13 protein-coding genes are annotated in these 15,407 nt (G+C 28.2%); 12 read left to right on the top strand and 1 reads right to left on the bottom strand.

Annotation, left to right across the window (positions count from 1 at the left end):
• The 3 genes from I2H23_RS15345 to I2H23_RS06035 all read left to right on the top strand — a co-directional run.
• Window positions 1–1,246 (top strand): N-acetylglucosaminidase (locus tag I2H23_RS15345; RefSeq protein ID WP_243248235.1); only part of this gene is annotated, 1,246 nt, incomplete at its 5' end.
• A gap of 136 nt (window positions 1,247–1,382) precedes the next feature.
• Complete coding sequence (locus I2H23_RS06040; protein WP_195581309.1) at window positions 1,383–1,895, top strand: RNA polymerase sigma factor; 513 nt, start codon at window positions 1,383–1,385, stop codon at window positions 1,893–1,895.
• Window positions 1,896–1,897: 2 nt separating this feature from the next.
• Complete coding sequence (locus I2H23_RS06035; RefSeq protein ID WP_092924721.1) at window positions 1,898–2,755, top strand: anti-sigma-V factor rsiV; 858 nt, start codon at window positions 1,898–1,900, stop codon at window positions 2,753–2,755.
• Window positions 2,756–2,942: 187 nt separating this feature from the next.
• On the opposite strand, the gene I2H23_RS06030 is transcribed toward I2H23_RS06035, so the two are convergent.
• Complete coding sequence (locus I2H23_RS06030; RefSeq protein ID WP_092924723.1) at window positions 2,943–3,614, bottom strand: hypothetical protein; 672 nt, start codon at window positions 3,612–3,614, stop codon at window positions 2,943–2,945.
• 161 nt (window positions 3,615–3,775) lie between these two features.
• On the opposite strand from I2H23_RS06030, the gene I2H23_RS06025 reads away from it, so the two are divergent.
• The 9 genes from I2H23_RS06025 to I2H23_RS05985 all read left to right on the top strand — a co-directional run bounded on the left by I2H23_RS06025 (window position 3,776) and on the right by I2H23_RS05985 (window position 15,362).
• Window positions 3,776–8,074, top strand: a complete 4,299-nt coding sequence (locus I2H23_RS06025) for a PolC-type DNA polymerase III (RefSeq protein WP_092924725.1) — start codon at window positions 3,776–3,778, stop codon at window positions 8,072–8,074.
• Between the two features lie 192 nt (window positions 8,075–8,266).
• A complete protein-coding gene (locus I2H23_RS06020; RefSeq protein ID WP_195581308.1) occupies window positions 8,267–8,980 on the top strand; it encodes a DUF975 family protein in 714 nt (237 codons plus the stop codon).
• Window positions 8,981–9,250: 270 nt separating this feature from the next.
• A complete protein-coding gene (locus I2H23_RS06015) occupies window positions 9,251–9,451 on the top strand; it encodes a cold-shock protein (protein WP_092924729.1) in 201 nt (66 codons plus the stop codon).
• Between the two features lie 244 nt (window positions 9,452–9,695).
• Window positions 9,696–11,363, top strand: a complete 1,668-nt coding sequence (locus I2H23_RS06010) for a peptide-binding protein (RefSeq protein ID WP_195581307.1) — start codon at window positions 9,696–9,698, stop codon at window positions 11,361–11,363.
• Window positions 11,364–11,435: 72 nt separating this feature from the next.
• The gene (locus I2H23_RS06005; RefSeq protein WP_195581305.1) at window positions 11,436–12,401 is read left to right on the top strand and encodes an ABC transporter permease; all 966 of its coding nucleotides are present in this window, start codon (window positions 11,436–11,438) and stop codon (window positions 12,399–12,401) included.
• Between the two features lie 13 nt (window positions 12,402–12,414).
• On the top strand, window positions 12,415–13,230 hold the full coding sequence (gene opp4C, locus I2H23_RS06000; protein WP_243248234.1) for an oligopeptide ABC transporter permease: 816 nt from the start codon (window positions 12,415–12,417) through the stop codon (window positions 13,228–13,230).
• Window positions 13,231–13,241: 11 nt separating this feature from the next.
• Entirely contained in the window at window positions 13,242–14,195 is a 954-nt protein-coding gene (locus tag I2H23_RS05995) for an ABC transporter ATP-binding protein (RefSeq protein WP_195581301.1), read from the top strand.
• A 21-nt stretch (window positions 14,196–14,216) separates the two neighbouring features.
• Window positions 14,217–15,044 carry an ATP-binding cassette domain-containing protein gene (locus I2H23_RS05990; RefSeq protein WP_195581300.1) on the top strand — a complete coding sequence of 276 codons (828 nt, stop codon included), beginning with the start codon at window positions 14,217–14,219 and terminating at the stop codon, window positions 15,042–15,044.
• Window positions 15,045–15,161: 117 nt separating this feature from the next.
• Complete coding sequence (locus I2H23_RS05985) at window positions 15,162–15,362, top strand: cold-shock protein (RefSeq protein ID WP_092924729.1); 201 nt, start codon at window positions 15,162–15,164, stop codon at window positions 15,360–15,362.
• Window positions 15,363–15,407 lie beyond the last annotated feature (45 nt).

The raw sequence follows: 15,407 nt of genomic DNA, 5'->3' as shown, positions 1-15,407 counted from the left end.
AAAAGAAACAAAAGTAGTAAATTATGAATTTTTAAATGTAAGAAGTGGACCATCAACATCTCACTCAAAAATAGGAACACTAAAAAAAGGAGATAAAGTAGGAGTAATATCTGAAAGCAATGGATGGAGTAAAATAAAATACAATGGAAATGTAGCATATGTATCAAGTTCGTACTTAAGTAGTGAAAGTACAACACCAGAAGTGCCAAGTAATCCAGATAATCATACAGTAAAAGTAGTAAACTACGACTTCCTAAACGTAAGAAGTGGTCCATCAACATCTCACTCTAAAATAGGTGTTTTAAGCAAGGGTGATGAAGTAAAAGTAAAAGAAGAAAGTAATGGATGGTCAAAAATAGATTACAGAGGAAGTAATGCATATGTTTCTAGTATGTATTTAAGTAACATAGGTTCTAGTGGAGGAAGTGAAACTCCAGATAATGGTGGAGGAACTGCCAATATAAATGGAGCAACTGTAAATCATATACAACTAGGATATACATTAGAAGATCATGTAGTAGTTCAATTAGAAAGAGCACGTGTAGGTGGAAATGTTATAGATTCATCTATAAAAAGAGGATTTGTTACTGCTAGTAGAGCAGACTTAGAATACTACTTAAACCCAAATAACTTTACAGGTAGTACAAAGGGAATGATGCAGTTTTTAAGAACAGATTCATATAAAGGTGGAGTTACTGCTAGTGAATTAAACTCATATTTAAACTCTTTAAGACCAGCATCTTCAGGAACTAATGTATTTTATAATCAAGGGCAAACTTTTATAAATGCAGCTAAAAGATATGATATAGATTTAGCTTATTTAGTATCTCATGCTATGTGGGAAACAGCTTATGGAAGATCAACTTTAGCACAAGGTCAAACTATAACATCATACAAAGGAAAACCACTACCATCACCAGTTAAGGTTTACAACTTCTTTGGTATAGGTGCAATAGACCATAGTGCAAACGTAAGCGGTGCTGAAGCTGCTTATTCAAATGGTTGGACAAGTGTAGAGGCAACAATTGATGGTTCAGCTAAATGGATAGCTCAAAATTACATAAAAAATACAAAATATAAGCAAAATAACATATTTAAAATGAAATTTAACTATGATTACTCATGGCATCAATATGCAACAGATGTAAACTGGGCAAATGGTATATCAGGAGTAATGGTAAAAATAGTTGGCATGTATGATAAAGGAAGCAATTTAGTATTTGATATTCCAAAATATAGCAGATAAATAAAAAAATACCCTCATCTAAGTTAAAAGATGAGGGTATTTTATATATTAAATTAAAAAATTAAAAAATAAGCAACTTTTTAGTGTACATAAGTCGTCTATATATATGTACAAGAAAGGAAGGTTTAAATTATTAATGAAACTGCTAAGCTTAAGCAAAGATTTAAAAGAAAAAAAATTAAAAGACTATATAGTTAAAAACAAAGAGTCATTTTACAAAATAGCTTATAGCTATGTTAAAAATGAATATGATGCCCTAGACATAGTTCATGATGCTATATGTAAAGCTCTTTCTAAAATAAATACATTAAAAGATACGGATAATATAAAGCCATGGTTTTATAAAATACTTATAAATACTACAACAGACTATATAAGGAAAAATAAAAAATACATAGTAGTAAGTGATGATGTTTTAGAAGATTCTAAAATAGATTATGATAAATATAGTGATATAGATCTACTAAGGGCAGTAGATAGCTTAGATGAAATTTATAAAACAGTTATAATACTTAGATACTTTGAAGATATGAAAATAGAGGATATAGCAAAGACATTAGACCAAAATATAAGCACAATAAAAACTAGAATTTATAAGGCTCTTAGTAAGCTTAAAATAAAAATAGACATCAAGAGAGAGGATGGTTAATAATGAAGGATAAAGATAGCTTGAAAATGTTAAAGAAAGATTATGATAATATTAAAATACCAAAAGAATTAGATGATGTAGTAAATGATGCACTAAATAGCAATATAAAATATAGAAAATATCAAAACAAAATGGTAATAGCAGCATCTCTTTTACTTGTTGTTTTAGGCATAAATATTAGCCCAGCATTTGCTCAAACTCTTTCTAAAATACCGATAATAGGAAATTTAGTAAAAATAATAACTATAAAAAATTACAGTATAGATGAAAATGGATATAAGGCATCAATAGATGTTCCAAAAATAAGCGGATTAACAGATAAAAAATTAGAGTATAAATTAAATAGTGAGTTTGAAAAAGAAGGAAAAAAATTATACGAAGATTTCTTAGAAGAAATGGAAATATTAAAATCAGATAAAGTACAAGGGCATAGCTTAGTAGAATCTTGGTATGAAGTATTAACAGATAACGAAGATTTATTTTCAGTAGTAGTTTACACTCATTATGCACAAGGTTCATCAAATACAATAAGAAAATTTTATAATATAGATAAAAAAAATGAAACAGTATTGTCTTTAGAGGGGATGTTTAAAAATAATGACTATATAAATGTTATAAGTCAAAATATAAAAGAACAAATGAGAGACAATATGAAAAAAGATAAGAATAAACATTATTGGATAGATGATGAAATAAAAGAAATGAATTTTAAGTTTATTGATAAAAATCAAGATTTTTATATAAATAAAAATGGTGAACTTGTTATATGCTTTGATAAGTATGACGTAGCGCCAGGGTATATGGGGTTAGTTGAATTTACTATACCTAATAATATAATAAAACCATTACTTAATAAATAGGGGGAAATAGGGGAGATATGAATAAAAAGGTTATTGACATAATGTTTTGTACTGGATGTATAGGGCTTATAATATCTATGTACATAATAATGTCAAAATAATTAATATATTTTAATATTTAGGGAAAATGTCTCAAAATTATTATTTTGAGACATTTTTAATTTAAAAAATATAAGAGTATGTAAAGCTATGCAACTTTTTTTGTATATCGTAAAATAGTATCTATATTATGCTCTCTTACAACACTTTTAAGATTTCCAAAGTTATAAGTAGCAAGTGCATACTCTTTTACCTTGTTAAATATAAACTCTTCATGGCTATTTTTAATGTTTACCATAGATTTAGCATTATTCCAAGCTGTAACTTCTCTATCAATTAGATTTTTCTTTAAAGCAATAAGGTTTTTTTCTAAATCATCAGGAATATTTTCTTTATGGATATTGTTATTACTAACATCTATGTCGTATTCTATTATTTTATCTATTATTGAATATATTATAGCGCTGTATTGTTCCTTAGATTTATATATATTTTTATCTACAATATGACCAATCTCGTGAGATACAACAAACTTAGCAATTAGAGATATAGAATCTTCGCTAATTTCAACACAAACACCATTTGAGTTTACAAAGTTAAAAAAATTATAGCAAAAAGATAAAAAGCTATGTCTAGAAGCAAGGATTGATCTTAGTCTAGGTAAAGCACATATAGGAATATTTTTATATTTAAAATAAAATAAAAATACTCTTTTGTTTAGATTTAGACTATTTAAAGAAGATTTAAATAATTTTTTTTCGCCTAATGTTTTATAATAAGTTGTTATTTTTCTATAATTATTTTCGTTAAAGGTAGCCATATTAACACCGCCTAATTATATAGTCTTTTAATATAATATTAAAATAGGTGCAATTTGTAGCTAATCCAAATTAAAATAGTATATATGGGTATAAATATAGATAACTCTAAAACTTAAAAACTGTGATATAATATATTACTAAGTTTTGAAGGGAGGATGCTATGGAAACTGTTAGTGAATACTTAGATAAACTAGAAATAAACAATAATATATTAAAAAAACAATTAAAAGAAGTTTATATAAACAAAGTAACTTACTTTAAAGAAGACAAAATAGTATATTTTTATTTAAACTCAAAATCTATAATATCCTATGAAGTACTTGATATGTTAAAGGAAGACTTGCACAATAAGCTAGACTACTTTAAAGATATAAAAATAAAAATAAGATATACAGGGCTTGATAGAAAAGCTAATAAAGACATTATAAAAATGTACTGGGTAAATATATTATATATTTTAAAAAGACTTTGCCCATCTATAGCAGGATGGTATAGGCAAGTTGAGTATATGTGTATAGATGATTTACTAAAAATAAAAATTCCAAAAGGAATATTTTATGAAAGACTTATAAAACAAAATGTAGTATATGTATTAAAAAGTGTGTTAAGTGAGGAGTTAGGAATAGATATTAATATAGTCATGGAAAGGGCTATAGATGAAGATGTAAACATTGAAAGAATATTAAGAAAAAGCGATAAAATAATAGAAGATAAGATTAAAGATTTAGAAATACAAGCAACTAATGAACCTAAAGAAGATGAAGAAGAGGCTTATGTTATAAGACCTGAATTTGATGAACATCTAATATATGGTGAAAATGTACATGCTATGGTAGAAAAAATCGAATCTCTTAACCAAGAGTCAGGTACAGTAGCAGTAGTTGGTGATATATTTGATATAGAAATTAAAGAACTTAGAAATGGTAAAATATTATTTATAGCATCTATTACAGACTATACAAGTTCTGTAAGCTGTAAATTATTCTTAAATGACACTAATAAAGATAAAGTTATTGATAATGTTAAAAAAGGTTCACATGTAAAAATAAAAGGTGATGTTATGTATGACACTTACCAAAGAGAACTTACAATGACTATAAGTGGTATAAGAAAAGAAGAAAAAGAAGAGAAAAAAGATTTATCAGAAAATAAAAGAGTTGAACTTCATGCACACACTCAAATGTCATCAATGGATGCACTTTGTTCTACTAAAAAGCTTATAGAAAGAGCAGCAAAATGGGGACATAAGGCAATCGCAATAACTGACCATGGAGTGGTTCAAGCTTTCCCAGAGGCTATGGGTGCAGCTAAGGCTAATAATATAAAAGTATTATATGGTGTTGAAGGATATTTAGTAGAAGATTCAAAAGATATAATAGAAGATGCTAATGACAAAGAGCTATCACAAAGCTTTGTAGTATTTGATATAGAAACAACAGGGTTTTCTAATACTAACGATAAAATAACTGAAATAGGTGCAGTTAAAATAGAAAACTTTGAAATAGTAGATAATTTTAGTGAACTTATAAACCCACAAAAAGATATATCATATAAAATTCAAGAACTAACAGGTATAACTAATGATATGGTAAAAGATAAACCAACCATAGAAGAAATATTGCCTAAGTTTATGGAATTTATAGGAGATAGTGTATTAGTTGCTCACAATGCAGAGTTTGATATTGGATTTATAAGAGAAAAATGTAGACAACAAAATATAGAATTTAATAATAAAAGTATAGATACACTTACACTAGCTAGAATATTACTTCCAGATTTAAAAAGACATAGATTAAATGTAGTAGCAAAAGCACTAGGTGTTCCACTTTTAAATCACCATAGAGCTGTAGATGATGCAAGAGCTACGGCTTTAATATTTCAAAAGTTTTTAGATATGTTAGTAAAAAAAGGTGCAAACACATTAAAAGAAGTAAATGAAGTTTTAGGTAAAGTTGATTATACAAAACTAGGAACTAATCATATAACTTTACTTGCAAAAGACTACACAGGACTTAAAAACCTATACAAAATAGTATCAGATGCCCATGTTAATCATTTTTACAGAGCACCAAGAATACTAAAAAGCTTCTTACAAGAACATAGAGAAGGACTTATAATAGGTTCTGCTTGTGAAAATGGACAGGTATATCAAGCAGTAAAGAAAAATGTTGATGATGAAGAAATGGCTAAAATTATAGATTTATATGACTATATAGAAGTAATGCCAATAGATAATAATAAATTTATGATTCATAAAGGTGAAGTAGAAGATGAAGAAGAACTAAGAGATTTAAATAGAAAAATGGTAGAGGTAGCCCATAAATTTGGAAAAATACCAGTAGCTACAGGAGATGTTCACTTCTTAGATGAACATGAAGCTGTTCTTAGAAAAATACTTAAATACTCTCAAGGATTTAAAGTAGATGAAGAAGAAACTTATCTTCACTTTAGAACAACAGATGAAATGCTAAGAGAATTTAGCTACTTAGGAGAAGAGCTAGCCTATGAAGTTGTAGTTACTAACACTAATAAAATAGCTGATATGGTAGAAGATATACTACCAATACCAGATGGAACATATCCTCCAGAAATAGAAGGTTCAGATGTAGAACTTAGAGAAATGTGCTACAACAAAGCTAAAAGAATATATGGAGATCCTCTTCCAGAAGTTGTTCAAAATAGACTTGATAGAGAGCTAAACTCTATAATAAAAAATGGATATGCCGTAATGTATATTATCGCCCAAAAGCTAGTTACAAAGTCACTAAGAGATGGATACTTAGTTGGTTCAAGAGGTTCGGTTGGTTCATCAGTAGCAGCAACAATGAGTGATATAACAGAGGTTAATCCACTTCCAGCACATTATATATGTGAAAATGAAGATTGTAAATATTCATATTTCTATGAAATAGGTGAATGGGGTTCTGGAGTAGACTTACCAGATAAGGATTGTCCAAAGTGTGGAAGAAAGCTTAAAAAAGATGGTCATGATATACCATTTGAAGTTTTCCTTGGATTTGAAGGAGATAAAGAGCCAGATATAGACCTTAACTTCTCTGGAGAATACCAGCCAGTAATACACAAATACACAGAAGAACTATTTGGTGAAGGATATGTTTATAGAGCAGGAACAATAGGTACAGTAGCTGAAAAAACAGCATTTGGATACGCTAGAAAATATGTAGAAGAAAATAATATACAAGTACCAACAGCAGAGGTAGTAAGATTATCAAATGGATGTACAGGAGTAAAAAGAACATCAGGACAGCATCCAGGTGGAGTTATGGTTGTACCTCATTACAAGGATGTATATGATTTTACCCCAATACAATACCCTGCTAATGATACAAGCTGTGGAGTAATAACAACACACTTTGACTACCACTCTATAAGTGGTAGAATACTAAAGCTAGATATACTTGGGCACGACGTTCCGACCATAATAAGAATGTTAGAAGATATAACAGGAATAGATGCAACAGAAATACCTTTAGATGACAAAGAAACAATGTCACTATTTACTTCAACAGATGCACTAGGAGTAACACCAGAGGAAATTAACTGTCCTATAGGTTCACTTGCTATACCTGAGTTTGGTACAAAGTTTGTTAGACAAATGCTACTTGATACAAAACCAACAACATTTGCAGAACTAGTACGTATATCAGGATTATCTCATGGTACTGACGTTTGGCTAAACAATGCACAAGAACTTGTTCAAAAGGAAATAGTTGGTCTTAAAGATGTTATATCAACACGTGACGATATAATGAACTACCTTATATTTAAAGGACTTCCACCAAAGATGGCCTTCACCATAATGGAAAATGTTAGAAAAGGTAGAGGGCTAAAGCCTGAACATGTTGAGTTAATGGAAGCTAACAACGTACCAGAATGGTATATATGGTCATGTAAACAAATAAAGTACATGTTCCCTAAAGCACATGCCGTAGCATATGTTATGATGTCATTTAGACTAGCATACTGTAAGGTTCATTATCCAGAAGCTTTCTATGCAACTTACTTTACAACAAAGGCAGAAGACTTTGATGCTGATTTAATAGTTAAGGGACTACCTGCAATTAAAGCTAGAATAAATGAAATAGAAAGTTTAGGAAATGACGCAACAACTAAAGAAAAAAATATGCTTACAGTACTTGAAGTTGCACTTGAAATGTATGCAAGAGGTATAAAAATACTTCCAGTTGATATATATAAATCAGATGCAAGTAAATTCCAAGTTGCAGGAGAAAAGATGCTACTTCCTCCAATGATAGCCCTGCAAGGGGTTGGGGAAAACGCAGCAATAAATATACAAAAAGAAAGAGAAAATGGAGAATTTATTTCTAAAGAAGACTTAAGAAAGAGAACTAAGATTTCTAAGACCGTTATAGAAACATTAACTAGTCACGGTTCACTTAATAATATGAGTGACGAAAACCAATTATCTTTATTTTAAAAAAATAGTAATAAAATACATTAAAGCTTAGGTATAACCTAAGCTTTTTTATTTAAAAACTATTTATAATTTATAGTTTAAAAAAAGTACAAATTTAAATAATCCATTTTTTAACAATAAATGTTTTAGATAAAAAATAATAGGGTATATTAAACTCATAGACATTAAGTAACAATCATTGGAGGAATTTTTATGAATAGGAAAGAGTTAAAAGAACTTTCTAAAAGTCAACTAAAGGGTAATTGGAATGTACCAGTATTAGCTATGTTAGCTTATTCAATAGTAATGTTTTTAGTATCATATCTAGATAATAGCGAGTCTTTATTTGTATCATTAATTGGAATAATACTTGCTTTAGTTATAGAATCATGGTTCTTTGTAGCATATCCGAAATTATCTCTAAACCTTATAGAAGATGAAAGCGTTGATTTTAGTGATTTATCAGTATCAAAAAAAACTTTCTTTAAATCTTTAGGATTTTCTGTATTAGTAGGTATAATATTAATAATAGTATATATTGTATTAATGTTTAGTTTTGTAGGTGGATTTACAATAAGTGTATTAAATGCAAATGATTTATTTGAAGCTATAGCACCAATGGTAATTGTAGGTATTATATTATGGTTAATATCAATAGTAATTCAATTAGCAATTTCTATGGTACCATTTATACTTGCAGATAAAGAAGAAGTAGGAGTATTTAAATCAATATCTCTTAGTATAAAAATGATGAAAGGTCATAAATGGAGATTATTCGTTATATGGCTAAGCTTTATAGGATGGGCTATATTAAGTATATTAACTTTAGGAATAGGATTTTTATGGTTATCACCATACTTTACTTTAACTATGGCTAACTTCTATAAAGAACTAGATAAAGAATATAACGCTAAACATATAGATTAAAAGTAAAAGGAGCTTAATTTAAGCTCCTTTTTTATTGTAATTTTTATAAATTTATATTGATAATTATGATGAAAAATTCTTGCAAATCGTTTAAAATAGTACATTTAAACAAGGTTAATTTAAGTTAAATAGAAAGCATTTAAAAGAAAATAAAATAAAAAGCTATCTATTATTAATAGCATGTGCTATAATAATACTTGTAGCGATACAAAATCGATACACAAATAAATTAAGAGAGACCTAGAAATAGGTTCACAGGAGTATTTTTTAATGATAAATGGAATAGTAAAATGGTTTAACAATGAAAAAGGATTTGGTTTCATATCAGTAGAAGGTGGAGATGATGTATTCGTACATTTTACAGCTATACAAACTGATGGGTTTAAATCATTAGAAGAAGGTCAAAAAGTAAACTTTAATATAGTTAAAGGTGCTAGAGGTCCTCAAGCGGAGAATGTAACTATATTATAATATATATATATGTTCGGAAAAAGACACATTATGTGTCTTTTTTTTTATTGTAATTAATTAACTCGTTGTGATAGTTAAACTTTACAATAATAGTAGAATTATTTATTTTTATATAAATTAATAGAATTTTACTATATTAATATTGCATATTATAGGGAAATTCTATAAAAATTGACAGGAAATGTTTAATAATGTAGTATTTCAATGGTTGAGAATTTTTGAAAAAGTATCGGAGGAAAGTTAATTGTTAAAAAGAAAAAGAGTGATTTCACTAGTAATGACAGCTACATTAGCAATAAGCATACTTACAGGATGTAGTAATAAAACTGATAAAGCAGTTTTGCCAAAATCTAAAGATAGCATAGTATATGCATTATCAAGTTCGCCTACAGGAATATTTAACCCACTACTTAATGATACAGTATATGATGATGCAGTCATATCACTTACATATAACTCTTTATTAAGTTTTGATGAAAAGTTAAATCCACAACCAGAATTAGCTAAAAGTTATGAAATATCGGATGATAATTTAAGTATTACATTTAAGTTAAAAGACAATATAAAATGGAATGATGGAAAAGCTCTAACTGCAGATGATGTTGCATTTACATTCACAAGCTTAGCAAATAAAGATTATACGGGATCAAAATATGGAGATGTTGAAAAGTTAAAAGGGGCAAAAGCTTACCACGAAGGAACAGCTGATAAAATTGAAGGTATAGAGGTAATAGATAATAATACTATTAAATTTACTTTTGAAGAACCATACTCACCAGGACTTATAAATTTAGGGGGCATGGGGATAGTACCTAAGCATGTATGGGAAAAAATACCAGTAGCTAAGTGGAAAGACCAAAAGGATTTATTAGCTAAGCCAGTTGGAACTGGTCCATATGAAGTTGTATCATTTGCAGAAGGACAAGATGTTCAGCTTAAAAAGAATGATAACTACTTTGATGGAGATGTAAAAACTGAAAAATTCATATTAAAAGTTGCTAATGAGGATACAGCTCAAGTAGAACTTTTAAATGGAACAGTAGATGTTATAGATGCATCAAATTTAAAGAAAAAAGATATTGAAGAATTAGAATCTAAAGGTATGAAAGTAGTATCTTATGATAATAACTTAATTCAATATATGGGATTCAATCTTAGAGATAAAAAATTCCAAGATAAAAATGTAAGACAAGCATTTATGTATGCACTAGATAGAGAGGCAATGGTAGATAAGTTATTAGAAGGAAACGGTCAAGTTGTAAATACTCCTATGCTACCAAGTTCATGGGCTTATCCAGACAAGTCAACTTTAAATGACTATAAACATAACATTGAAAAAGCAAAAGAACTTTTAAAGAAATCTGGATATGAAGATAGAGATAATAATGGTATAGTTGAAGATAAAAATGGAAAAGAATTAACAGCTAAATTAGCTTATCCAACAGGAAATTCATTAAGAGAGCAAACAGCTCCAATAATTCAAGCTAATTTAAAAGATATAGGAGTTAAGATAGAACTTGAAAATATGGAGTTCTCTGCACTTATGGATAAGGTAGTGGCAAACCATGACTTTGAACTTTACTTAATGGGTAATAACTTACAAATAGATCCAGATCCAAAGGCATACTGGCATTCAACTTCTGCATCAGATGAAAAAGGAAATTCTGCATGGAATATATCATCATTTAAAAATGATCAAGCAGATAAGTTAATAGAAGAAGGTATAGGTGTATATGATAAAAATCAACGTAAAGAAATATACTCTCAATTTGGGCAACTTTTAAATGAAGAAGTACCTTGGGCATACTTATATTCTCAAAATATAAGAAAAGCTTACAACCCTCATCTTAAAAATTATAAACCATCTATATTTAATGACTTTAATAATGTAGAAGACTGGTATATAGATTAATTAATATAAATAAAAAGTTATCCTTTTTAGGATAGCTTTTTTGATTAATAAATAAAGAAAGGAGTTTATAACTTGACTAAGTATATATTAAAAAGATTGTTAACAACATTACTTGTATTGTTTGGAATTTCTATAATAATATTTGCACTTATACATTTACAGCCGGGTAACCCTTATTCAACTATGATAGATCCAAATGTTTCTCCAGAAATAGTAAAGGAGATGTTAAGAAAAATTGGTTACTATGATCCTATACATATAAAATATTTTAAATGGATTTCAAGAGCTTTAAGCGGTGATTTAGGATATTCAATTTATTATGGACAACCTGTATTAGATATAATAGGTTCAAGAATGTCAAATACAGTATTATTAGCATCATTTTCATTACTTTTAAGTTTAGTATTTGGAATAGGGATAGGAATTTTATCAGCTATAAAGAAAAATACTTTATTTGACCATGTAGTTACTGTAATTTCTTTTATAGGACTGTCAATACCTGCATTTTTCTTTGGACTTATACTTATAAAAGTATTTGCATTTGATTTACAGTTACTTCCAGTATCTGGAATGAAAACTTTAGGAACAGATTATACAGGAATAAAAGCAGCACTTGATACATTAAAACATATGATACTTCCAGGTATAGTTTTAGCTTTTCTACAAAGTACTGCATTTGTAAGATACACAAGATCTGCAATGATAGATGTACTAGATAAAGAGTATATAACAACAGCAAGATCAAAGGGATTAACAATAAATAAGGCAATATTTAAGCATGGATTTAAAAATGCACTTATACCTATAGTGACAATAATTTGCCTTCAGATACCATTTTTATTTTCGGGAGCACTTTTAACAGAAACTGTATTTGTATGGCCTGGAATAGGAAGACTTAGCTACGAAGCTGTTTTAAATAGAGACTATCCTCTTATAATGGGAATTCTTATGATTCTTTCTATAATAATTTTATTATCTAATTTACTTGCTGATATACTATATGCAATTATAGATCCAAGAATTAGATATGATAAATAGGAGGACATATAAAATGAAGAAAAATAAATTAATTTTAATAGGAATGAGTATTTTAATAACACTAATTATAGTATCTTTTATAGGTCCATTATTTTTAAAGCAAAACATAAATTCTGTAGATTTATATAATATAAGTTCCCCTCCAAGCAGTGAACATCTTTTAGGAACAGATGACTTAGGTAGAGATGTTTTAGCAAGGCTTTTATATGGAGGAAGAGTATCCTTATTAGTAGGGGTATTTGCAACTATGCTACAAGTTATAATAGGGTCAATACTAGGGATACTTGCAGGTTATTTTGGTGGAATTGTAGATACAATAATAATGAGAAATGTAGATATAGTTATGTGTTTTCCATTTTTTATAGTGGCTATAGCATTAGCTGCGATTGTTGGGCCTAGTGTAGTAAACCTTATAGTTATAATTGCTGTCTTATCATGGACAGATATAGCAAGAATTGTTAGAGCTGAAGTTTTATCCATAAAAGAAAGAGATTTTATAATGGCATCTAAAGCTATTGGATTTAATAATTTTGATATAATTTTAAAGCATATAATACCAAATATATTATCTAGTATCTTAGTTGCAATGACTTTATCCATGGCAACTGCAATACTTATGGAAGCATCCTTAAGCTTTTTAGGTATGGGGGTTAAGCCACCTATGCCAAGTTGGGGAAATATGCTTACGGCTGCTCAAAATATGAGAACTTTAAGTAGTGAATGGTGGCTTTGGATACCACCTGGATTTATGATAATAGTATCTGTTTTAGCTATAAATTTCTTAGGAGAAGGTCTTAGGAAAAAGCTAGATCCTAAAAAGCATTTATAGGTGGTGATTATATGTTAGTTAATATTAAGGATTTAAAAATAAAATTTAAAGATAATAAACACAATAACTATACAGTAAATGGTGTTAATTTAAATATAGATAAAGGTGAAATAATATCACTAGTTGGAGAAAGTGGAAGCGGTAAGAGTTTAACTTCATTAGCTATAATGAGATTAATTTCTGATAATGCAGAAATTGAAGGTGAGATTAACTTTGAATGTAAAAACTTATTAAACTTAACGGAAAAAGACATGTGTAGTATAAGGGGAAAAGATATATCAATTATATTTCAAGAGCCTATGGTGGCTTTAAATCCATTATTTAATGTAGAAAAGCAAATAGGTGAAGTTATACTAGAACATAAAAAGATAAGTAAAAGAGAAGTTAAAGATATGGTAATAGACTTATTAGAAAAAGTAAAAATACCAAATCCTAAAGAAGTTTTAAAAAAATATCCTCATGAGCTTTCAGGAGGAATGAGACAAAGAGTTATGATAGCCATGGCTATAGCTCTAAAACCTAAACTATTAATTGCAGATGAGCCAACAACTGCACTAGATGTTACAGTTCAAAAAGAGATTTTAAACTTATTAAAAGATATAAGTAAAGAGTTTGATATGTCGGTAATATTTATAACTCATGACTTAGATGTTGTAGCAGAAATAGCTGATAGAGTATACGTTATGTATTTAGGAAAGATTGTTGAAGAAGCTGATGTATTTGAGTTTTTTGATAATCCTAAACACCCATATTCTCAAGGATTATTATTATCTAGAGTTGGAAGTAATTTAGTTAATAATAGATTTTTCTCTATAAAGGGAAGTGTACCAACTATAGATAATATACCTAAAGGATGTAGTTTTAATAATAGGTGTGAATATTGTTTTGATAAGTGCATTAATGAAGAACCTAAGTTAAGAGAAATTGAAAAAAATCATAAAATAAGTTGTTTCAAAGAAATTTAATGAGGCTAGAAAGGTGTATATATGGAAAAAGATTATATTTTACAAGTAAAAAATCTTAAAAAATACTATCCTTTAAAAAATAATCTTTTCTTTAAAGAGAAGAAATACCAAAAATCTGTAGATGATGTTTCTTTAAATATTCAAAGAGGAAGTATAGTAGGCTTAGTCGGGGAAAGTGGATGTGGAAAATCTACTTTATCAAAATGTATATTAAATCTAATAGATGCAACTGGCGGAAGTGTAGTATTTGAAGATAAAGTTATATATGATGTGGAAAAAAATATAAATATATCTAAAAAAGATATGATAAATTTAAGAAAAGACATGCAAATAATATTTCAAGACCCATATTCATCACTAGATCCTAAGATGAGTATTGGAAAAACTATAGTAGAAGGAATAAAAAAGCATAGTAATGTAAGTACTAAAGAAGCTTATACTATTGCAGAAAAATCCCTAGAAGCTTGTGGATTAGATAAGAGTTACATAAATAGATATCCATATGAATTTAGTGGAGGACAAAGGCAAAGAATAGCTATAGCTAGAGTTTTAGCTTTAAAACCTAAGTTTATAATTTGTGATGAGCCTACTGCAGCACTTGATGTTTCTATACAATCTCAGATACTAAATTTAATGTTGGATTTAAAAGAGAAATTTAATTTAACATATTTATTTATATCTCACAATTTAAATGTAGTTAGATGCTTTTGTGATGAAATAATAGTAATGAATAATGGCAAAGTAGTAGAAATGGGAAGTTCTGATAGTATATATAATAATCCTAAACATGACTATACTAAAAAACTTATTAACTCTATACCTAAAAGTCATCCTAAATTAAGGAAATAAAATAAAAGACTATCTATTATTAATAATGTGTGCTATAATAATACTTGTAGCGATACAAAATCGATACACAAATAAATTAAGAGAGACCTAGAAATAGGTTCACAGGAGTATTTTTTAATGATAAATGGAATAGTAAAATGGTTTAACAATGAAAAAGGATTTGGTTTCATATCAGTAGAAGGTGGAGATGATGTATTCGTACATTTTACAGCTATACAAACTGATGGGTTTAAATCATTAGAAGAAGGTCAAAAAGTAAACTTTAATATAGTTAAAGGTGCTAGAGGTCCTCAAGCGGAGAATGTAACTATATTATAATATATATATATGTTCGGAAAAAGACACATTATGTGTCTTTTTTTA

This window comes from Romboutsia sp. BSD2780061687b_171204_C1 (genome assembly GCF_015560225.1).
Classification (GTDB): Bacteria; Bacillota; Clostridia; order Peptostreptococcales; family Peptostreptococcaceae; genus Romboutsia_C; species Romboutsia_C hominis.
The sequence above is the reverse complement of the archived record's forward strand: the minus strand, read 5'-3'. Positions and strand labels throughout refer to the sequence as shown.

Coding starts and splice junctions, on each gene's coding strand:
- I2H23_RS06015 (WP_092924729.1), top strand. CDS start 9,251: ATGATAAATGGAATAGTAAAATGGTTTAACAATGAAAAAGGATTTGGT.
- opp4C (WP_243248234.1), top strand. CDS start 12,415: ATGAAGAAAAATAAATTAATTTTAATAGGAATGAGTATTTTAATAACA.
- I2H23_RS06030 (WP_092924723.1), bottom strand. CDS start 3,614: ATGGCTACCTTTAACGAAAATAATTATAGAAAAATAACAACTTATTAT.
- I2H23_RS05985 (WP_092924729.1), top strand. CDS start 15,162: ATGATAAATGGAATAGTAAAATGGTTTAACAATGAAAAAGGATTTGGT.
- I2H23_RS06035 (WP_092924721.1), top strand. CDS start 1,898: ATGAAGGATAAAGATAGCTTGAAAATGTTAAAGAAAGATTATGATAAT.
- I2H23_RS06040 (WP_195581309.1), top strand. CDS start 1,383: ATGAAACTGCTAAGCTTAAGCAAAGATTTAAAAGAAAAAAAATTAAAA.
- I2H23_RS05995 (WP_195581301.1), top strand. CDS start 13,242: ATGTTAGTTAATATTAAGGATTTAAAAATAAAATTTAAAGATAATAAA.
- I2H23_RS06025 (WP_092924725.1), top strand. CDS start 3,776: ATGGAAACTGTTAGTGAATACTTAGATAAACTAGAAATAAACAATAAT.
- I2H23_RS06020 (WP_195581308.1), top strand. CDS start 8,267: ATGAATAGGAAAGAGTTAAAAGAACTTTCTAAAAGTCAACTAAAGGGT.
- I2H23_RS05990 (WP_195581300.1), top strand. CDS start 14,217: ATGGAAAAAGATTATATTTTACAAGTAAAAAATCTTAAAAAATACTAT.